The organism is Methanosarcina sp. (genome assembly GCF_035390745.1).
GTDB lineage: Archaea > Halobacteriota > Methanosarcinia > Methanosarcinales > Methanosarcinaceae > Methanosarcina.
On the sequence record NZ_DAOOUJ010000021.1, the window covers coordinates 23,221 to 42,849 of the forward strand.

General features: G+C 42.5%; 16 protein-coding genes and 1 pseudogene. 6 read left to right on the forward strand and 11 right to left on the reverse strand.

What is annotated here, in order from left to right:
• The first annotated feature begins 1,599 nt into the window (after positions 1-1,599).
• Entirely contained in the window at positions 1,600-2,007 is a 408-nt protein-coding gene (locus tag PLL47_RS06990) for a DUF1699 family protein (RefSeq protein ID WP_048137343.1), read from the forward strand.
• A gap of 303 nt (positions 2,008-2,310) precedes the next feature.
• A pseudogene (locus PLL47_RS06995) lies at positions 2,311-2,649 on the forward strand (DUF6444 domain-containing protein); the annotation flags it as partial.
• Positions 2,650-2,841: 192 nt separating this feature from the next.
• Here PLL47_RS06995 and PLL47_RS07000 read toward each other — a convergent pair.
• The 6 genes from PLL47_RS07000 to folP all read right to left on the reverse strand — a co-directional run bounded on the left by PLL47_RS07000 (position 2,842) and on the right by folP (position 8,427).
• Positions 2,842-3,249 carry a DUF1699 family protein gene (locus PLL47_RS07000; protein WP_324445471.1) on the reverse strand — a complete coding sequence of 136 codons (408 nt, stop codon included), beginning with the start codon at positions 3,247-3,249 and terminating at the stop codon, positions 2,842-2,844.
• A 602-nt stretch (positions 3,250-3,851) separates the two neighbouring features.
• Positions 3,852-4,118: a thioredoxin gene (gene trxA / locus PLL47_RS07005; RefSeq protein WP_324445472.1), complete on the reverse strand. Its 267-nt coding sequence runs from the start codon at positions 4,116-4,118 to the stop codon at positions 3,852-3,854.
• 277 nt (positions 4,119-4,395) lie between these two features.
• Positions 4,396-5,190, reverse strand: a complete 795-nt coding sequence (gene cofE / locus PLL47_RS07010) for a coenzyme F420-0:L-glutamate ligase (protein ID WP_324445473.1) — start codon at positions 5,188-5,190, stop codon at positions 4,396-4,398.
• 339 nt (positions 5,191-5,529) lie between these two features.
• Entirely contained in the window at positions 5,530-6,408 is an 879-nt protein-coding gene (locus PLL47_RS07015; protein WP_324445474.1) for a methylenetetrahydrofolate reductase, read from the reverse strand.
• A gap of 175 nt (positions 6,409-6,583) precedes the next feature.
• Positions 6,584-7,198, reverse strand: a complete 615-nt coding sequence (locus tag PLL47_RS07020; protein WP_324445475.1) for a methylenetetrahydrofolate reductase C-terminal domain-containing protein — start codon at positions 7,196-7,198, stop codon at positions 6,584-6,586.
• Between the two features lie 2 nt (positions 7,199-7,200).
• The gene (gene folP / locus PLL47_RS07025) at positions 7,201-8,427 is read right to left on the reverse strand and encodes a dihydropteroate synthase (protein ID WP_324445476.1); all 1,227 of its coding nucleotides are present in this window, start codon (positions 8,425-8,427) and stop codon (positions 7,201-7,203) included.
• Between the two features lie 706 nt (positions 8,428-9,133).
• Here folP and PLL47_RS07030 point away from each other — a divergent pair.
• On the forward strand, positions 9,134-9,289 hold the full coding sequence (locus tag PLL47_RS07030; RefSeq protein ID WP_324445477.1) for a hypothetical protein: 156 nt from the start codon (positions 9,134-9,136) through the stop codon (positions 9,287-9,289).
• 8 nt (positions 9,290-9,297) lie between these two features.
• Here the strand turns inward: PLL47_RS07030 and PLL47_RS07035 are convergent, their stop codons facing one another.
• The 4 genes from PLL47_RS07035 to PLL47_RS07050 form a co-directional block, all read right to left on the reverse strand.
• A complete protein-coding gene (locus PLL47_RS07035; RefSeq protein WP_324445478.1) occupies positions 9,298-10,161 on the reverse strand; it encodes a bifunctional methylenetetrahydrofolate dehydrogenase/methenyltetrahydrofolate cyclohydrolase in 864 nt (287 codons plus the stop codon).
• Positions 10,162-10,184: 23 nt separating this feature from the next.
• The gene (glyA, locus tag PLL47_RS07040; RefSeq protein ID WP_324445479.1) at positions 10,185-11,423 is read right to left on the reverse strand and encodes a bifunctional serine hydroxymethyltransferase/L-allo-threonine aldolase; all 1,239 of its coding nucleotides are present in this window, start codon (positions 11,421-11,423) and stop codon (positions 10,185-10,187) included.
• Between the two features lie 527 nt (positions 11,424-11,950).
• Entirely contained in the window at positions 11,951-12,559 is a 609-nt protein-coding gene (gene purN / locus PLL47_RS07045; protein ID WP_324445480.1) for a phosphoribosylglycinamide formyltransferase, read from the reverse strand.
• A 136-nt stretch (positions 12,560-12,695) separates the two neighbouring features.
• A complete protein-coding gene (locus PLL47_RS07050; protein ID WP_324445481.1) occupies positions 12,696-13,682 on the reverse strand; it encodes a transcriptional regulator in 987 nt (328 codons plus the stop codon).
• Positions 13,683-13,836: 154 nt separating this feature from the next.
• Between PLL47_RS07050 and PLL47_RS07055 the strand changes: the two genes are divergently transcribed.
• On the forward strand, positions 13,837-15,123 hold the full coding sequence (locus PLL47_RS07055) for a TiaS agmantine-binding domain-containing protein (protein ID WP_324445482.1): 1,287 nt from the start codon (positions 13,837-13,839) through the stop codon (positions 15,121-15,123).
• A 173-nt stretch (positions 15,124-15,296) separates the two neighbouring features.
• Here the strand turns inward: PLL47_RS07055 and PLL47_RS07060 are convergent, their stop codons facing one another.
• On the reverse strand, positions 15,297-16,067 hold the full coding sequence (locus PLL47_RS07060) for an NAD+ synthase (protein ID WP_324445483.1): 771 nt from the start codon (positions 16,065-16,067) through the stop codon (positions 15,297-15,299).
• 633 nt (positions 16,068-16,700) lie between these two features.
• Between PLL47_RS07060 and PLL47_RS07065 the strand changes: the two genes are divergently transcribed.
• Together PLL47_RS07065 and PLL47_RS07070 are read left to right on the forward strand one after the other, a co-directional pair.
• Entirely contained in the window at positions 16,701-19,079 is a 2,379-nt protein-coding gene (locus PLL47_RS07065; RefSeq protein WP_324445484.1) for a CDC48 family AAA ATPase, read from the forward strand.
• Between the two features lie 146 nt (positions 19,080-19,225).
• Positions 19,226-19,480: a PRC-barrel domain-containing protein gene (locus PLL47_RS07070; RefSeq protein ID WP_324445485.1), complete on the forward strand. Its 255-nt coding sequence runs from the start codon at positions 19,226-19,228 to the stop codon at positions 19,478-19,480.
• Positions 19,481-19,629 lie beyond the last annotated feature (149 nt).

The following is a 19,629-nucleotide window of genomic DNA, read 5'->3' on the forward strand; positions in this document are numbered from 1 at the left end:
ATGAACATAACATTTTATAAAAGTTGTGTGATTTTCTGACATTTCAAGTTCAATTATCTTCATTTTCAGGAAGAAGAAGGCAGTGTGCCTAATTTCCTGTATAATACGTCACAACCGGAGAAATAAATAGATCTGACCTGATAGGTTCTGCTGGGATAAAATCAAAAATTAGTTCTGAAAAAAGTAGCTTGTCCTGCAAGAATAATTATTTAATATATATTATTGAAGGTATTGTTTTTGTATGTCCTGTAAAAATTGTACTGACAAATTTTTTAATTGACTCTGTTTTTAAATACTTAACTTATTTAGAAAAATTAAAAATGAAAGTTGCCTTAAGAAATGACCATTTTTAGTTTTATCCTGTAAAACGTATAATTTCTCTCAAACCTTTTTGTTATATTTCTGTTTCTTTGGCATGAAAGTGTCTCAGGAACTTTAATTTTTTGGGCTTGTTATTCCATGAATGTCATATGCGTTTTTTGGGCAGTTTTCTTTTTCGGTTATGAGTTACTCCTTAATTGTAGACCCCATAAATCTCGCTGCTATTAGCGCAACAAAAGAAATTAATAGTGGGAGTGCAATTACCATGAAAAGGTTTCCCTCGTCAGCGTATTTAAACATGTAATAAAACAGAAAGGAAGTCACCAATATTCCAATTATCGTCAAAACCTCACTCCGCCGAAAACTAACATATTTCAGGTGGGCCTCTTATTTCTCCAGTTCAATGAGAAAAGTGATTTTACCTGCAGTGCTTTTAATGCGGTTTTACTTGTTTACCATTCAAGTTTCTTTTTAACAGTGCTGGAATGAGAAATATCAGGAGAATTCTGCTTCCCACATTTCGTAATTCATCAATTTTTCCTGTGTCCACTGTTCCTTCTGTACTGCAACTCTCTGACTATCGTACAAAATAGATACATTTATTAAAGATTGCTTTGTTGATAAATGTTCAAATTATGTCCCGATAAACCAGCGTCTGCACAGATTTTTTCGTTCTCTTCATATACCTGCCTTTTTGCAAACAAAAAAGAGTATTCAATTGAATTCAGAAAAATCTGATTCTAAAATGTCTGAAGATATACGAATTGCTTCTTCCGCTGGGAATCAGCATCTGTCTAGTTTAATCTGGGTTATCGGGAGGTTGAGTATGTGTAATCCGGATACTTTGCGTTAGAATAAATGAGTTACTATGTAAATTTGGATTGTTGGTCTTCTATAGAGAACTTCTGCAAAAATAGATCCAGTGAGAGTTTTCATAAAATAAAAGGGTTAATCTGGAGTTAACAGAGACACGAGATAAAATATTAAAGATGCCCTGACCTGCGACAAAAGAAATAAAATTTCACTATATTCTGGGTTTTCCTGGTATTATCCCCAATACTTCTCAAAACACGGAATGTTCTAAATTTATTGATTATGTTTAAATAAATGCGGTTCAAGATAATGATTTTTATTATCTGTCTAAAAAATATGAAATGATAAAAGAAAGAATGTAAATACTAGTTATTTGCAAATAAATCATGCAGTTATAGAAAAATATTTAATGAAGAATTTTTTATCTTCAGATGAAAAAAAATCAATAGATCGGGAGGACAAACTTTGAAAATAAGGGTTGTGAGTTCTAGAGAAGAAATCTTTACATTGAATCCCAACGAAAGAATAGTTCACCTGGCTTTCAGGCCTTCAAACAAGGACATTTTTTCCTTGGTTGAGAACTGCCCAAAGATTGAGGTAATACAGCTTCCTAAATCATACAGGCGTACGGTCTCAAAGTCCATAGAAATGTTCCTTGAAATGCAGCGCATCCAGCTCATCGAAGGAGATGTCTGGGGCCACAGAAAGGACATAAACGAGTATTACCGCATTCCTTCCTCCATAATTGAGGAGATAAAGGAACTGAAGATTGAAGGCAAATCCACAGAGGCTATTGAAGAAAAAGTCTCAAGGGAGAGCAAGCTTAACCCAGAAATGGTTGCATACATCCTCAGAAAGGATGTTATTGCCTGATACGCTAAAGTGTGTTTTCAGGTTCCCATTTCATTTTTTTTCTTTTAATTTTTATTGCTTTGTAATTTTATTATTTTTCTTTTATGTGTTACTTTTTAAGTCTGACGTTATATTGCTTTATTACTTCTAAAGTTTTATTACTGTTTTATTTCTATTACTTCTTATTTTTAATTGTCTATTTATGTTTATTAAACATTTATTTGTAACTATTCAGGTGTCTTTTTGAAGGCTACCCTATTTTCCCCATTCCGAGGAAAAATTGGATATAAAATGACTTTTTTTTTCATTTGTGAAACGTGAGAGATTCTTGCTTTTGCTTCAAACCCCGAAGTTCTTGATTACATTTTGAGTCTTGAATCTCAAATTAAAGAACTCACAGAAAGGTTGCAAGCGCTGGAAGCTCGCCTAAATTAAAATAGTCGTAACAGAAGTAGACCTCCTTCTACTGATTTCTTTATCAAAGAGAAACCTAATCCCAAGAGCCTCCGCAAAAAGAATGGTAAAAAACCTGGAGGTTAAGAAGGTCATCAAGGGACAACTCTTGAAATGACTAATACCCCCGATTAGATAATCGAACATTCTTTGAGTTGCTGTGAAGAATGCGGCCAAACTCTTGAGAATGTTGAAATTGAGATATCAGAATGATGAAGCTACAGCAACAAACATCCGATTCAGAAAAGCAGTTGAGTAATCCGTTATACATTAAAATTTCAGATTAATTTTAAAAAATTAAACTGGAGATTAGATAATGATTGCGGAATCTAGGAATTTTGTGGAATCGATGATATGTACGATCCAATCTCCAGCCATTGCCTTAAAGGCACAACCCGATAATCAGACAGAAACTTCCTTGTTCAGGATATAAGCAACCATTTCGGGATTAAGCTTACTTTCCCTTGCAATCTTTTTCTCAATCTCTTCTGTGGATTTTCCTTCGTTCTTCATTTCCTTTATTTTATCAATTACTGAGGATGGAATACTGTAGTATTCGTTGATGTCTTTTCTGTGTCCCCAGACATCTCCTTCAAGGAGCTGAACCCTCTGCATCTGAAGGAACATCTCTATGGATTTTGAAACCGTTCGCATGTAAGATTTGGGTAACTGAATTACCTCAATCTTTGGGCATGTTTCAACCAGTCCAAAGATGTCTTTATTTGAAGGCCTGAATGCCAGGTGAACAATACGCTCATTCGGATTAAGTGTGAAGATTTCTTCCCTGGAACTAACCACTCTTATTCTCATGTTTTTTCCCCCACTGTAAAGTTGTTTTTTTGTTTCAAGTTGTTTTATTTTTAAGTTATTTTGTGTTTTTACTTTATTAGAAAGTACTTATACTTATTATAAATAGTTATCTTATTGCACTAATATTATTTAGATAGTCTAACGATAAACTCAGTAATATAGCTCTCCTGAAAAAAGACATTAAAATGCCTTAAAAAAGATTAAAGCCTGTTTTTACAGGCAGATCTCTCACATTTTTGGCAATTTTTACAGATATTCTCGCTAAAAAACTTTTATAGCATCATTTTAATTATTCAGCCTGTTAAAGCCAGGATTTCCTGTCTTTAGCTTAAAGTTTAGCTGAGGTTTTGCTGAAAGAAGGGAAAACTAAACTCCTATCAATATGGGTAAAAAGTTATTGATGTTAATGGATTAAAGAAGAAATACCTGAAGAAATATCAGAGTGGAATCAGAGTGGAAGAAATGCCTGGAAAAATATTCAGAGGATAAAACTTCCGTCTGTGGAGACCTTGAAAGAAGTCTTCTAAAAAGAAATCAAGAAAAAGTTTGGCGGCCTCAGGTTCCCCGAACCATGGGCAGCTTTTTTCAGAAGAATAAAGGAGTTAGAGAAGCTTATCGAGTTCAGAAGCCAGTACACTGCCCTGAGTTACACCCATAAAGCGCTTCACTTCAGCCCCATCCTTCTGAATGATCAGGGTCGGGACAGCGTGTATGCCGTACTTTGAGGCAAGTTCCTGGTTTTCATCCACATCGATAACTTTAAACTCAACCTTATCCCCATACTTTTTCTCGAGCTCTTCAAGAATAGGTTTTTGCATCCTGCAAGGTCCACACCATGTCGCGGAAAAGTCCAATAACATCGGTTTCATAAAATCACCTGCAATACTTGAAACGTCTGAGACTTTTTCTGTTCTTAGATATCTTCTCCGGCAGCGCACAAAGGGATCGTATTTATGGGTCCGTACGGCACAGCTACCGAAACCCAATCCTGAATATAGAGATCTTAAGGTAAATTACCAGATACAGGGTCGGGACTCAATTTGTATATATTAGCTTCGAGTATATATAACGCTTCTCTAAGTTCTGCAAGCCGGTATTTAAATTTATTCCAGAAAGGGAGCCACGGCAAGCGATTTATGGATTTCATTACTCGCTGTCTTCTTTTCGGTATTTAATAATGTTGCCGAAGTACATGCACCCTTCCATGGAAATTGTCGGCATCTCCGGAGATTCGTCAATCATTTTTACCGGAGCCCCCCGGATAAGGACACATGGAACTCTTTCTCCGGCTTCACCCATAAGGAGTTCGGCAGCAGAAACCAGGTTATCTGCCGCTGCTTTATATGTAAGGCGGAGGGGTTTACCGTAAATGTCAAAAGTGCCCCTTGCATCTTCCACAGGCACAAAACCAGAAACTCCAAGTGCAATTCCTGTGCAGCCAAGCCGCAGTGGCTGGGTCCTGCTGTCTCCTATAATCACTCCCAATTTACAGGAATACCGCTGTTCAAGCCTTTTCCGAATGCTATCTGAACTTTTTCTCGGGTCTTTGGGAAGCAGGACCACATGACCTTCAGGAGCATTCGAAGCATCTATTCCAGCATTAGGAGAGAGAACTCCTTTTGTAATTGTAAGTGCGGCTCCTTGAACTCCCCCAAAGACCTCGTCGCATTCCTGAAGCACAAGCTCCATCTCCCTCGGGTCTATCCCATATTTTTCCCCAAGTAACAGCGCCTTTTCCCCGGGGATGACGCTGGCAAGTTCGACAATTCTGTTTTCTGCGGTACCAACAGCAGATTCAGCCAGAACAAAAATATCTCCGTCGACCGGAACAAGGCCTGCGTCCTGCAGCGAAGCTTCAAGGATCTGTACGATGTCGGCTCCTGCTTTAATAATAGGGGTCTTAATCCCGAACATCTGGATGGAAGTGATTTCTGGATTCATTTTGATGCCTTTAAAAAACTGTGATTAATCTCGATTTAGAAAAAAATAAAACCAATATGTATAGAATCAAACCGTAAAATACCGTAAGGTATTGATAAATGTATCCAAAGACCTCGGGGGTAGGGAAGAATAAAAAGAGTTAAAATATGAGGATACTCAAAAACTGCCGGAGTCAGGCGGGACTTCAAAATATCTGGAAACGATATTTTTCGAACAGTATTTCTCTATCAGGACCTTACAGCCAAAAAATAAGAAAGGGAGCAGGAATTGGATAATAAATCCAGGCATGAAAAGAGCGTCAGACTACGCTTATATTAATTTGCTGATTTTTCTATATTATCACTTTTGAGAAATACCTGCCATCGAAAGTAATCTCGGAGTGTTTTTGTGAGACCCGATTGGCATAATGTGAACCCCTCGTGAGAGCTTTGTCAGTTCTTTTATAGTTTCGGAAGCTATCAAAAGTCCTTCTTCCAGAGGGGAAGATGTCTCTTTCATTCGAAGCATAATTTCTTCAGGTACATGAATTCCCGAGATATTTTCATTCATATACTCAGCCATACCCAGGGATTTCAGAGGAATCAAACCTGCAATTACAGGTACCTCAAGATGGTTTACAGCTTCCATAAACTCTTCGAACATGCCCACATCATACACAGCCTGTGTCTGGATAAAATCAGATCCGCACCTTACCTTCTTTTCGAGCTTTATCAGCTGCATCGTCTTTTCAGGATCTATTCCTGAGACTGCTCCTGCACAAAAAGAAGTTCCTCCATCCAGTTTGTTACCTGCAAAATCAATTCCTGAATCGAGCTTCCTCACAAGTTCGATGAGCTGTACTGAGTCAAGGTCATAAACAGGCTTTGAACCCGGATGGTCTCCACAGGTAGGATAATCCCCTGTCATAAGGCAGATGTTCCTTATACCAAGCGCATATGCACCCAGAAGATCAGATTGAAGCCCTATTCTATTCCTGTCCCGGCAGGTAAGCTGCATGATAGGTTCATGCCCCTCATCAAGCAGAAGCTTGCTGAAAGCAAGAGAACTCATATGCATAATTGAGCACTGGTTATCCGTAACATTCAGAGCATCTACAATATCCTTTATCTGTCGGGCATCCTCAAGATGAGCTGAAAATTTTGTTCCCTTGGGCGGAGAAACTTCAGCAGTAACCAGAAATTTTCTGGAATTCAGTTTTTCACGAAAATTAAAGAGCATTAAATAAGAATATTAGAAATGAAATTATTTAAAACCATGCTCCTTAGGGAGCTTGATAATGTAAAGAAATCGAGCCTCTTGATTACTATAAAAAAGGATTTCAATGAAATTTCACACTTTTACTTTCAGCTCTTAAAGACAGATGTGCCTTTACCTTCCTGCCTTACCAATAAAATTATTTAAAGCCATGCTCCTGAGGGGCATGGGTAACATAAAGAAGGTCAAGCCTGTTGATTTTTTTCAGGCGTTCATAAATAAGAGCCCACACACAATTTTTCTCCCTGTTGACCTCGCACATCCCGTCCACAGCCCCTCCACAGGGCCCGTTAAGAAGCGCTTTAGGGCACTGGGCCTTAGGGCAGAGTCCACCGTACTGACTTATAGTACAATCCCCACACATAACACACTGATCAGAAAGCAATTTCCCTCCACTGGAGCCGCCAAGTGAAAGAGTATTGTTAGAACCATATACAGGCAGGTCCACAACACTTGCAACAGCAGAAACACCACTACCGCAGCCCATAACAATAACACAGCTCGCGTCGTTTATTTTCTCGTTTTTCTCGGCAAGAGAATCAAAAGACCGGATACTGCAGGCAGCGGTAGGGAGACACCAGCCAACTACATGCTTTCCTCTCTCTTCAAGTTTTCTGCACATCTCAAGGACTTCAGGTTCTCCTCCTGTCTTCAGTTTTGCAGCACATACATTGCATCCGATAACAAAGATGTTGTCTTCATCTTTTAACATGCTCAGGATTTCTTCAAGGGGCTTTGCTGAAGTTATAATCATAATTACCTCAAATATCGGTATTCCAGATTAGTCCGATTTGAAATACATTCGCGGATCATCTCTGCGATAAGCGGCAAAGAACGGGCCTGCCCGTCCAGTTTCCGTGCAAGACGCCCAAATTGCAACAGGGTACCCATAACAAGTAAATCGGTAGCTTCCGTTTCATGGGAAACTGCATCCCTGGAAAGAGCTGCATCTCCTCCCCTTGCAAGCATCTCCTGTTTTATAATCAGAGCTTCTGTGGTTGTAAGGTTCTTAATCTTCAAAACGAGATGGACGCTCTTTCCCTGCATTACCTGCGAACCAACTCTTGTAGCTCCGATTTTCCTCATTGCAATGCCTGCATCCTGAGGAGTTTTTACTTCAAGAACTGAAACCTCATACCTGCCCTCCTTTACAACACTTGGGCGGCTTCTCAGGGCTCCTGAAAGCCTGACAACGTCAGAAGTCTCGGGTACATCATGTGTACGGATAATGTGTGCGCCTTTATAAACAGCAATTGCCGCTGCAGCCAGGCTGCCGTAAAGTCTTTCATTTGCCGGTTTTCCAAGAACTTCTCCTATGAAGGACTTCCTTGATAGGGCTGCAAGCAGAGGTTTTTCAAATATTTTGAGGCGCTCAAAGTCATCAAGGGTTTCAAAATCGTACATTGGCTGCTTCTCGTCCATCCACCTGCCAATTGCAGGATCAAGGATAAGGCTGTCAGATGATATCCCTCCAGCCTCGGCAGCATTTATAATGGAATCAAGAGCTTCAATAATGGAGTCCATGCCCAGTGGGTCTCCAGGTATTTTTTTTGAAGCCATAACCACAGCAGGGCAGCCGTGATCTGCCACTACTTCTATCATCCGGGGATCTGCAGTAAAACCGGAAACATCGTTTATGATCTGTGCTCCCCTTTTGAGAACTTCTTCTGCGATTTCGGGGAACATAGTATCAACGGAGATTACCGCATCCACATTACCTTCAAGTGCTTCAATCACGGGCAGTAAGCGGTCAAGTTCTTCTTTTTTGCTAATAGGTTCTGAAAAGCGCCATGTTGACCGGGCACCGATGTCCAGAAAAGTTGCTCCGTCTTCAACCATTTTCCGGGCAACCTCAAGTGCAGATTCCGGATTTATAACCGAACCTTCGTAAAAAGACTCAGGGCTCAGGTTGATAACGCCCATTACATGCGCAGGATACTGGTCTCCCACTTTTATACCGCAGATATCAGTATTAATTACCATTTTTGACAACCAAGCTATATAGATATTAAATCGGTTAGCGCAACAGCGCCTGATAAATATGACAGGGAAATAACATACATGAGAGTTACAATTTCTCTACAGTGCTCTTAAACGATGAAATTTAAGCCTGAAGGTATTTTTTAAGTTATGAAACCGTTCAGTATCATTACCTTAAATCGAAACCGCAAATAGAGCTTACTCAGTCGTTCGGGAATATTCCTGAAAAGTCTTCCACTCCACATATGGAAGACTTTCTGCAGGCAAGAAAAAATTCAGGCTGCGAAACTGAGGACTGTAGGATCTGAAAGGGGACTGGGGGTAATTTTAGATTAAGTTTGATAATTTATGGAGTTCAGGGTTTCTGGAAACCTTAAATATGTAAACCGGGGGATTTAGAGGTTTTGTATTCTTTGGGTTAGATGCAAATTATACGGAAATAAGGCATACTGCAAATGAAACCAGTATACCATCAATACATCGATAGATTTGTTCAGGGAATCATAAACAACTCATTTTAGAGCCCGGCAATTTTATGCGAGCCAGACTATTTATTAAGATTTCATTAATGATTTTGACTATTTATTGATGGTAAACAAGTATATTGGTAAAATAAGCTTCAATGATAGATAAAAATATTGATGTGTAAAATAAGTTTATCACAATAAGGGAAAATAAAATCCAGATTAATAAAAAGTATTTATAAAATTTGGAGGAAATAACCCGGACTGGCAGGCCGAAGAAAAACAAGGTAAACTCTAATGGAATAGGAGAAAAAACAAATTTACTTGTTTTGTTGAAAAATAAAAAAGACTATTTTCGTACCTTAATCCAAAGTAAAAATGAAAAAGATAAAAAAGCCTAAAAGTAAGATTAAAGGCTTTTCTGTGCACACATGAGTACATGCTTCATAAGCATGGCAACTGTAAGGGGACCTACGCCGCCGGGGACGGGAGTAATAAGAGAAGCTTTTTTAACTACATTTTCGAAATCCACGTCTCCGTATACGCCGTCTTCTTCTTTGGTAATCCCCACATCGAAGATCACAACCCCTTCCTTGACCATGTCAGCTTTGATAAGGTGTTTGACCCCTGCTGCAACAACAAGGATATCGGCACCAAGGGTATATTTCTTCAGGTCATCGGTAAAGATGTGGCAGACCGAAACGGTTGCATTTCTGTTAAGAAGCATTGCAGCCATTGGTTTTCCCACAACATTGCTGTGCCCGACAATAACAGCGTTTTTTCCCTTAACAGGAACATTGTACTCTTCAAGTGCCCTTATTACTCCGTGCGGGGTACATGGGACAAGCCCTTCATCCCCTATCATGAGTTTTCCCATATTATAAGGGTGAAAACCATCTGCATCCTTTGCGGGAGATATGGCTTCCATTGCTTCCTGCGGGGAGAAGTGTTTCGGCAGTGGGAGCTGTAGCAGGATCCCATGAATATCCTTATTTTTGTTAAGGGAATCAATCAGGGCAAGAAGCTCTTCCTGAGTAGCGTCTGCCGGAAGCAGGTAGTCTTCTGCTTTGATGCCCACACGTTCGCAGGCTCTGTGTTTCAGGCGGACATACATCTTTGATGCAGGGTCGTCCCCTACAAGGATAGTAGCAAGTCCGGGAACGATTCCCCGGTTGCTTTCAAGATCTTCTACGCCCGACCTCACCTCTTCTTCAACCTGCTGTGCAAGGACTTTTCCATCTATGATTCGGGACTCATAGCTTTCATCTGACACTGGTAAACCCCCTATCTCCTCAATTAGCCGTAAACAGGGAACTTCGAACAGAGGTCCCTTACCTTAATATTGATTTCCGACAGCAGAGCATCGTTTTCTGCATTCTTAATCGCAGTCTCGATGTAGTCGGCAACCAGTTCCATTTCTTTTTCTTTCATGCCCCTGGTGGTACATGCCGGGGTCCCGAGCCTAACTCCACTGGTTATGAAGGGGCTGCGGGTCTCGAAAGGAACGGTGTTTTTATTGGCAATTATCCCGGCTTTGCTCAGCGCAGCTTCCGCATCCTTGCCTGTAATATTCATATTATTAAGGTTTACAAGCATAAGGTGGTTGTCAGTGCCGCCTGAAACAATATCAAAGCCTTTTTGCTTCAGACAGGAACAGAGAACCTTTGCGTTCTTTACGGTCTGAGCCTGGTCCTGCCTGAACTCTTCACACATGGCTTCTTTGAAGGCGACTGCTTTTGCTGCTATAATGTGCATAAGAGGCCCGCCCTGAAGACCCGGGAAAACTGCTTTGTTTATGCCTGTTGCAAGTTCTTCAGTCTTTGAGATAATCATTCCACCCCTCGGACCGCGCAGGGTCTTGTGGGTGGTTGTGGTAACAAAATCCGCATAGGGAACAGGGCTCGGGTGTACGCCTGCGACTACAAGCCCTGCGATATGGGCAATATCCGCAAGAAGATAGGCTCCGACTTCATCGGCAATTTCCCTGAACTTTTTGAAATCAATCACACGGGGGTAGGCTGAAGCTCCGCATACGATCATTCTCGGCTTGCATTCTTTTGCCATCTTCATTAATTCATCATAATCCAGGGCTTCAGTTTCTCTGCTGACTCCATATGGCACGATGTTGAAGAGTTTTCCTGAGAAACTTACAGGGCTGCCGTGAGAAAGGTGTCCACCGTGAGAGAGGTCCATGGACATGATGGTGTCCCCGGGATGCAGTACAGAGAAATAAACAGCCATGTTGGCGCCTGAACCTGAGTGAGGCTGGACATTTACATACTTTGCCCCGAAAAGTTTCTTTGCCCTGGCAATAGCGAGGTCTTCGGCAACATCAACGAAATCGCAGCCGCCGTAATAGCGCTTGCCGGAATAGCCTTCGGCATACTTGTTGGTCATGATAGAGCCCTGGGCTTCCATAACAGCCCTGCTCGCATAGTTTTCTGATGCAATCAGGTTCAGTTTGTGTTCCTGACGATCGGCTTCATTTTTGATAGCCTCGAACAATTCCGGGTCGATTTTTTCTATATAAGACATTACTGTCACCTTATGATCCATGCATTAAAAACGTGTTCGAATGTAGGGTTTCTTGTTAACGTAAATTGATTAAGTGAAGTTTGCTTACGATTCTGAAACTTTGAATGAATAAGTTGAAACCTCAAGAACTGCGTCACATACCTGAAAGTAGAGACTGAAAGTTCTGAACAACTTCTGAGTTTTTCGATAAGTGCAAATGAAAAATTTCCTGAGAATCCTTAGACTCAGAAAATTATGTAATATTGAAAGCTTTCGGTTGAGGGGTGGTTTTGCGTGATTAATATAATTTCATGTACTTATAACCATCAGAGTATTAATGAATAACTAATTGGTAAAATCTATTCCGTTTTGGTACGTCTTTCCTTTAATTAAAGAAGTTCTCCGGATCCGTCCAGCCTGGAATTACCAGATAGTATATACTTTATCTTCCGATGCTACTTCACCTTCCGATCAGGATTTTGACCTTCTTTACCCTGATAAAACTGATTCAATCGGGGGTTACTGCAGTTTGTTTGCCTGTTTAAAGTTTAATCAAGAGCTATTACGTTTCTGCCTTCAACTTTAAGTTTGCCTTCAACAAAGAGCCTGACAGCTTCAGGATAAATAATATGCTCCTGCTCGAGAATCCTGTCAGTAAGAGTCTCTTCGGTATCCCCCGGAAGCACAGGTACGCACTTCTGGATGATAATAGGACCAGAATCAAGACCCTCGTCTACAAAGTGCACAGTACAGCCAGCAACCTTTACTCCGTATTCAAAAGCCTGTTTCTGGGCGTGGAGCCCTTTGAAAGCCGGAAGAAGAGAAGGGTGGATATTCAGGATCCTGTGTCGGTATGCCTCAATTATATCAGTTCCCAGAAGCCGGAAATAGCCTGCAAGCAGAAGAAGGTCAGTATCGTACTGTCTGAGCACTTTCAGAATTTCCCTGTCATATTCATCTCTGTCCCGTTCTTTGGGATCGAGAAAGACAGCATTAATTCCGTGTTTTCTTGCACGTTCAAGCGCATAAGCATCGGCTTTATTGGAAATAACCACATTAACTGCCGCGTTTTTTATGTAGCCTTTTTCAATGCTATCTATGATCGCCTGGAGATTTGAACCCCGTCCTGAGACCAGCACTGCAATCTTTACCGTCATCGAGGCTTTTAGATTGAAACAGTGATATATTAGGCTTTTGGAGTTTTATAACGCATAAAAACCTGAGTAAATTCAAAGAAAGAAAAAAATAGTTTATCTCAGTTTCATCTACAACCCAGCGGAAAAAAGAAGAAGTTTATGCTTCGCTGTGAGTATCCTTGCGCTCCTCTATGAAATCAAGAAGTTCCTGAGAATCACTTATCCTGTCGAGTTCTTTCTTTTCTATAAGCACCGTGTTTTCAACGGATTTCAGTTTGGAACGCCCATTAATTATGAATACGGACTGAGTTTCCGTAATGAAGGAAATACTGCTCATCAGGTGAGCTCGCTTGATTACGGTTGTATTGAACTCGCTTACACCTGTAAGGATAACCGAAGACTTATCCCTTGAGATGGCTTTAAAAGGTGCCTGAGCTGTAGGGAGAACATCATACCCGAGCATTGAAATTGTATTGAGGATCAGGTCTTCAGGCAAAAGTTTGCTGGGTTTTGCCTTTGGCTCTTTCTGTTCGGGTTCTGTTTTCTTCCTCGGCTTTCTGCTTCCGCAGGATTTCAGGATATCTATGGGTTTTGCCAGTTCTACCCCGAAAATATCTTCAAGCTGGATTACGACATCAATTGACGCATCCATGCCTTCTTCTTCATATTTGCTGATGGTTCTTCTTGAGACCCCTACCATGGAAGCCAGAGTCCCGAGGGACATGGAATGGTCTATTCTTGCCTTTTTCAGCAGATCTCCTTCTATTGAGACATAAAGACCTCCGGGTGCTGCCGACACCAGTGGCCTGACGTTTTCAACAAAGTAATCATGGAGGGTCTGGACGTTCAGGGCAAGAATATCATAACGCATGTAGACAACACTGTCTTCAAGCATCTGGTCCCTTGTTTTGGCTCCGACAACGATAGCGGAACCTCCCAGATACTCAGCAAGGTATTTCATTTCCCTTGCTGTTTCTTCGTTCAGGCCGTCAATATTAAATAAAACCTTGCAAAGTAGTAGTGTATCATCTTTCCGTGCGGCAACGTCAAAGCTCCTCGGGCGTATATTACAGCGGTCAGAGAGTGCGAAACCCGCACGTGCCAATACATCAATAATTTGATGTATGAGAACCTCTTTTGTCATTCCGCTATTAATTTCTGTTTGAACATCTATATATATATTTCTCCAATATTGGCAGGAATTAGAGGGGAAAAACAAGCCGGAGTATCCCGAAAATGATGGTTCCCCCGGACCGCAATTGAAGAAATAATAAGGGAGAAAACTGGATACGGAAAAAATGATCATTGGAATTGACGATACGGACTCAAATGAAGGCATGTGCACCACATATCTGGGAGCCCTGCTGCTTGAAGAACTGCAGGAATACGGGAATATAGAAACTCTTCCCATCCTTGTGCGCCTGAACCCTACTATTCCTTATAAAACTAGAGGAAACGCAGCAGTAGCCCTGAAACTTAAAACCGACTGCCCTGAAAAGGTAATCGCACACGTGACATCAAGAATAGAAGAACTTGCACGCATGGAGTGCGAAAAGACTAACCCTGGCGCGGTATTTATTCAGGAAAAAGATTACGAGAGGCTCAGGCCTGTCCTCATGAGTTTTCTGGAAGATGCCGTAAAAGAAGTAATCGAAATAGAGACAGCAAAGGATCTTATCTCCAAACTGGGGATCGCCTCAAAGGGTTACAAAAATGGAAGGGGGCTTATAGGCGCCCTTGCAGCCTGCGGTGCAATGCTCAATCCTGAGGGATGGGATTTCACCTTCGAGCATCTGGCATACAGGCAGAAAGAAAGATGGGGAACTCAGCGCAGCGTGGATAAAGAGAGTTTTTTTGAAGCTGACAGGGAGACCTACCCCAAAACCTGGGACACTGTGGACCTTACTAACAGGCTTGTAGTCTGTGTGCCTCATTCGGCAGACCCGGTCTTATTCGGGATCAGAGGAGAAAGCCCTGAGATAGTAAACAAAGCTGCATCTTTTATCCGGGCAGAACCTGTCGAGCGCTTTGCTGTTTTCAGGACAAACCAGGGAACGGATATGCATCTCCTGCCAGCGCAGAATATCGCTGAGATCAGGGACATGCATTCCTACAGGCTTGAAGGTCAGGTTTCGGCTGCCCCTGAAACCCTTGAAGGAGGTCATGTTATTTTTGCGATAAGGGACAGGGAAGGAGGAGAAATCGACTGCGCAGCCTTCGAACCTACAAAAAATTTCAGGTCGCTTATAAGAAAGCTGGTCCCTGGGGATCTTGTCCTCCTTTCAGGAAGTGTTACTTCCGGAACCCTCAACATAGAAAAAATCGAAATCAAAGATCTTGCCCCGGTCTACAGGGAAGAAAACCCTGAATGTCCCGTCTGCGGAAAACACATGAAATCCGCAGGGCAGGGACAGGGGTTCCGCTGTAAAAAATGTGAGACTCATTCCCTTTCAAAAGTAAGGTTTGAGACTGAAAGGAATCTTGAACCAGGGGTCTATGAAGTACCCCCCTGCGCAAGGAGGCACCTTGCAAAGCCGCTGGCAAGAGAAAAGCGCCGGGATATAAAGCTTCATCCTGCCAGGTAAGGGAAAAGCTGCAGCTTAAGCTTCGGATGCTGTGGACTCTAATTGTTCAGTTAAACTGCCAATTAAATAGCTCGATTAAATCACTCAGGCATGTGGATTAAGGCATGTGGATTATGTCCATCTTTCCTTAATCTGGTTTCATGCCTGCATTTTACTCCAATAATCCGGGAAGTTCAATACAGGTCCGGCACAGGAGGAGCCTTTCTTTTATGTTCGTTTCTCTCAATGCGTCGGATAACAGATTTCAGCTGTCCGGCAGAAACCCCGGTTTTATTCAGGATTGTTTCGGGCTCTTCACCATCTTCAATCATTCTGAGCACTTCATCAACTTTCACATATGAAATGCCAAGATCTGCTTCATCGGTCTGACCTGCCCATAATCCGGCAGAAGGTTTTTTAGCGATGAGAGATTCGGGAATCCCGAGCCTGCGGGAAAGCTCCCATACTTCGGTTTTGTAGAGCCCGCCTATAGGTTCGAGGTCAACGCCCCCATCCCCGTATTTTGTGTAGTAACCGAGAAGGATTTCTGTTTTGTTCCCTGTCCCGATAACCATGCGGTTCATCTGGTTTGCGTGGAAATAGAGGAGGGACATTCTGGTCCTTGCTTTCAGGTTGCCTCTGGTGAGCCGGTCTGCAGACCCGCTATCCGGAACAGCAGCCATAAATGCTGAAATAATGCCGGCAATGTCAATTGTCCGGTACTCTATTCCGAGCCAGTCTGCAAGAGTCCTGGCATCTTCACTGTCAACAGCAGGGGTAAGGCTGCTTTCGGGCATATGAATGCCAAGGACCCTGTCCTTTCCGAGAGCTTTTACGGCAAGAGTTGCGGTTAGGGCAGAATCAATTCCTCCGCTGATGCCTGCAACTACCCCGCTTACACCTGCTTTGCCAGTCTCATTCCGGATAAAGTCAATAATCCTGTTCTGTGCTTTTTCAAGGTCCATGCTCTTAAGTTCCTGGAATTTATGAATCACAAGAATTCGATTAACTCGAACTCGATGTATGAAAGGCTGCTTTACTGGAAGGTCTGAACCCTAACATCATAAAGTTTAATTCAGATCCTGTTAAACAGTTTTATACACAGAAGCTGTAGATATATTAACCTTCCAGAGAAAACAGAGTGAAAGGTAAACTTATTTAATTAATGGGGAATATAGAAGACTCATCTTCCGGACATTATAATATAAATACTTGAGTGTTAAAATATACTACGTTATGCCCGATACTTGAGCGTCCAGAAATCTGGTGTTCAGGGGGCCTGAAACTGGCTAAAGTATGTTTTCCGGAAGGGCAAAACGGAAACAGAATATAGTGCCAATCTGAAGTTTCCAAAGATTGATTAGACTAGCGGCATGCTCCAGAATAAACATATACAGGACAAATTTTCCGGATGACAGGCATTAAAATAAAAAGAGAATCTAATATAGAAAATAGAGTTAAAAAACTACTCGATCCATAGAAAACGACATTTAAGAAGTATTCGATCCGGAAAATTCGAGAAAGCAAATATTCTTTCGTTTTATGTTCATTACCAGATAGAATTACAATTAAAAAGACAACTATTTTCGGGATGACCCATGGAAGAAATACAGTTGAAGGTTGAAAAGGCATATCCTATTGACCTTGGAAGAGGAATTATCCGGCTTGACCCTCCAGCACTAATGAAACTTCAGCTCTCTCCCGGCGATATTGTGGAGATAAGGGGAAAGAAAAAGACCACAGCAAAGGTATGGAGAGCAGACAGGCAGGATTGGGAACAGGGAATCGTGCGCATTGATAATTTCATCCGGCAAAACGCCGGGGTCTCTATAGGGGAGAAGGTGACCATTAAAAAAGTTGATGCTCCAGAAGCAAAGAAGCTGGTCCTTGCGCTTCCTGAAAGCATGACTCAGGGTGGGCCCGAACTGCAATTTGGGGAACATGCAAATGAGATCATAAAACGTCATATCCTTAAAAGGCCTGTATTCAGGGGAGACATAATTCCGATTATAAACTCAATGTCTCAGCCAATGACAGAATCCCTGACAACAAGCCAGGTAATCCCCCTGGTTGCTGTAGAGACAGACCCTGCAAACGCAATTGTCCTGATTACAGAAACCACAAACATTGAACTCAGGAAAAAGCCGGTGCAGGGCTACGAAAAAGCAACAAGAGGCGTTACCACCTATGAAGACATAGGTGGGCTGGGAGACGAGATCATGCGCGTCCGCGAAATGATAGAGATGCCCATGAAACATCCGGAACTCTTTGCCCATCTTAATATAGAGCCTCCTAAGGGAGTTATCCTCTACGGCCCGCCCGGGACCGGAAAGACCCTGATTGCAAAAGCCGTGGCAAATGAATCGGGTGCAAGCTTCCATTACATTGCCGGTCCCGAGATTGTAGGGAAGTTCTACGGGGAAAGTGAGGAAAGGCTGAGAAAGATCTTTGAAGAAGCGACCCAGGACGCCCCTTCAGTTATCTTCATTGATGAGATCGATTCCATTGCTCCTAAGAGAGAAAATGTAACAGGAGAAGTGGAAAGGCGTGTGGTTGCCCAGCTTTTGACCCTTCTTGACGGGATGGAGGAAAGAGGGCAGGTAGTGGTTATAGGGGCTACTAACCGTGTGGATGCGATCGACCCAGCACTCAGAAGGCCCGGCCGTTTTGACAGAGAAATCCATATAGGAGTCCCGGACACCAGGGACAGGTATGAGATCCTGCAGATCCACACAAGGGGCATGCCGATAGAAAAAGATGAAGAAACCGGTGCATCCGAAACCGAAGTGGAAGCCGAAATTGAGGTCACACCTGAAATAGAAGCTGAAGCCGGGATCGATATTGAAGCAGACGAAGCTGCTATAGAGAGGGAAAAGAAAGAAAAGATAAACCTGTACCTTATGTCCCTTGCTGAGAGGACGCAGGGCTTTGTGGGTGCAGATCTTCTGGCTCTCGTGCAGGAAGCAGCAATGAGGTGCCTCAGGGAAAACCTTCCTGACCTCGACCTGGAAATAGATACAATCCCTCCAGAGAGGCTGGAGAAGATTGTTGTCACCAAGAAGAACTTCGAAGATGCCCTGCTTGAAGCCGAACCTTCAGCCCTGAGAGAGATCTTTGTTGAGATGCCTTCTGTTGGCTGGGACGATGTTGGAGGCCTTGAAGAAGCAAAGAATGCGATCATTGAAGCTGTTGAGTGGCCCATTAAAAACCCTGAGAAGTTTGTCAAGATGGGAATAAAGGCTCCAAAGGGGATCCTGCTTTACGGACCTCCGGGAACCGGAAAGACTCTGATAGCCCAGGCTGTTGCCAGAGAGTCAAATGCCAATTTCATAAGTGTCAAAGGGCCCGAGATGTTCTCGAAATGGCTTGGAGAGTCAGAAAAAGCAATCAGGGAAACCTTCAAAAAAGCGAGGCAGGTCTCCCCCTGTGTTGTCTTCTTTGATGAGATCGATTCCATTGCAGCCATGCAGGGCATGGAATCCACTGACAGCCGGACTTCGGAAAGGGTGCTCAACCAGCTGCTTACCGAAATGGACGGGCTTGAAACTCTCAAAGATGTGGTCATAATTGCCGCAACTAACCGTCCTAACCTGCTTGACCCTGCAATTCTGCGCCCTGGCCGCTTTGACAGGCTGGTTTATGTAGGGGCGCCTGACCGTAAGGGCAGGCTGAAGATCTTTAAGATCCATACAAAGAACACACCTCTTGCAGAGGATGTGGACCTTGAGAACCTTGCCAGCATAACGGAAGGATATGTGGGTGCTGATATAGAAGCGGTATGCAGGGAGGCTGTAATGTTTGCCCTCAGAGAAAACTTCGATATAGAAGCGATAGAGATGAGGCATTTCAGGGAAGCCCTTAAGAAAGTAAAACCCACTATTAACGAAAACATTGCTCAGTTCTATGAGAAGATCGAGGAGCAGTTCAAAGGAGGCCAGAGGCCAGTCGAGACAGCTGGGCTGGTGGGATACAGGTAAGAATTTAAACGAATAACTCTTAAAAAGGAAGAGTTTATAAAGTATACCTGTCCAAACTAAATAAATGTATAAAGTAAAGGTATTTGAACTGAAAAGCCAGCTTTACCCGAATCCCGCATAACACTGAGCATGGAGACAAGATAAGAATGTCTAAAGTATTTGCAAGGAACCTCCTTTTCAACAAGCAGGTGATGGCTACCGACGGAACGGAGATAGGAACATTAAGCAATGTTGTAATTGAAATCAAAGGAGGGCGTATTATTGACCTTATGGTCAGCCCGAACCCTACCTTTGATGCAACAAGATACAAAAAAGAGGACAATTTCCTCCTGATTCCTTTCGATTCCGTAAGCGCCATTAAAGACTATATTATCATAGACAAAATGAAAGCAAGGGCATGAATTGAAAAACAGGGAAAGGAAAGAATTCGTTTACTTTCCTTTCTTTCCCGAGTTGCGTTCCCCTAATTGTGCCACCCGAGTTGCGCCACCCGAGTTGCGCCACCCGAGTTCCGCCTCGGGAGGGCGGTGTCCTTTTCGGTCGCTTCGCT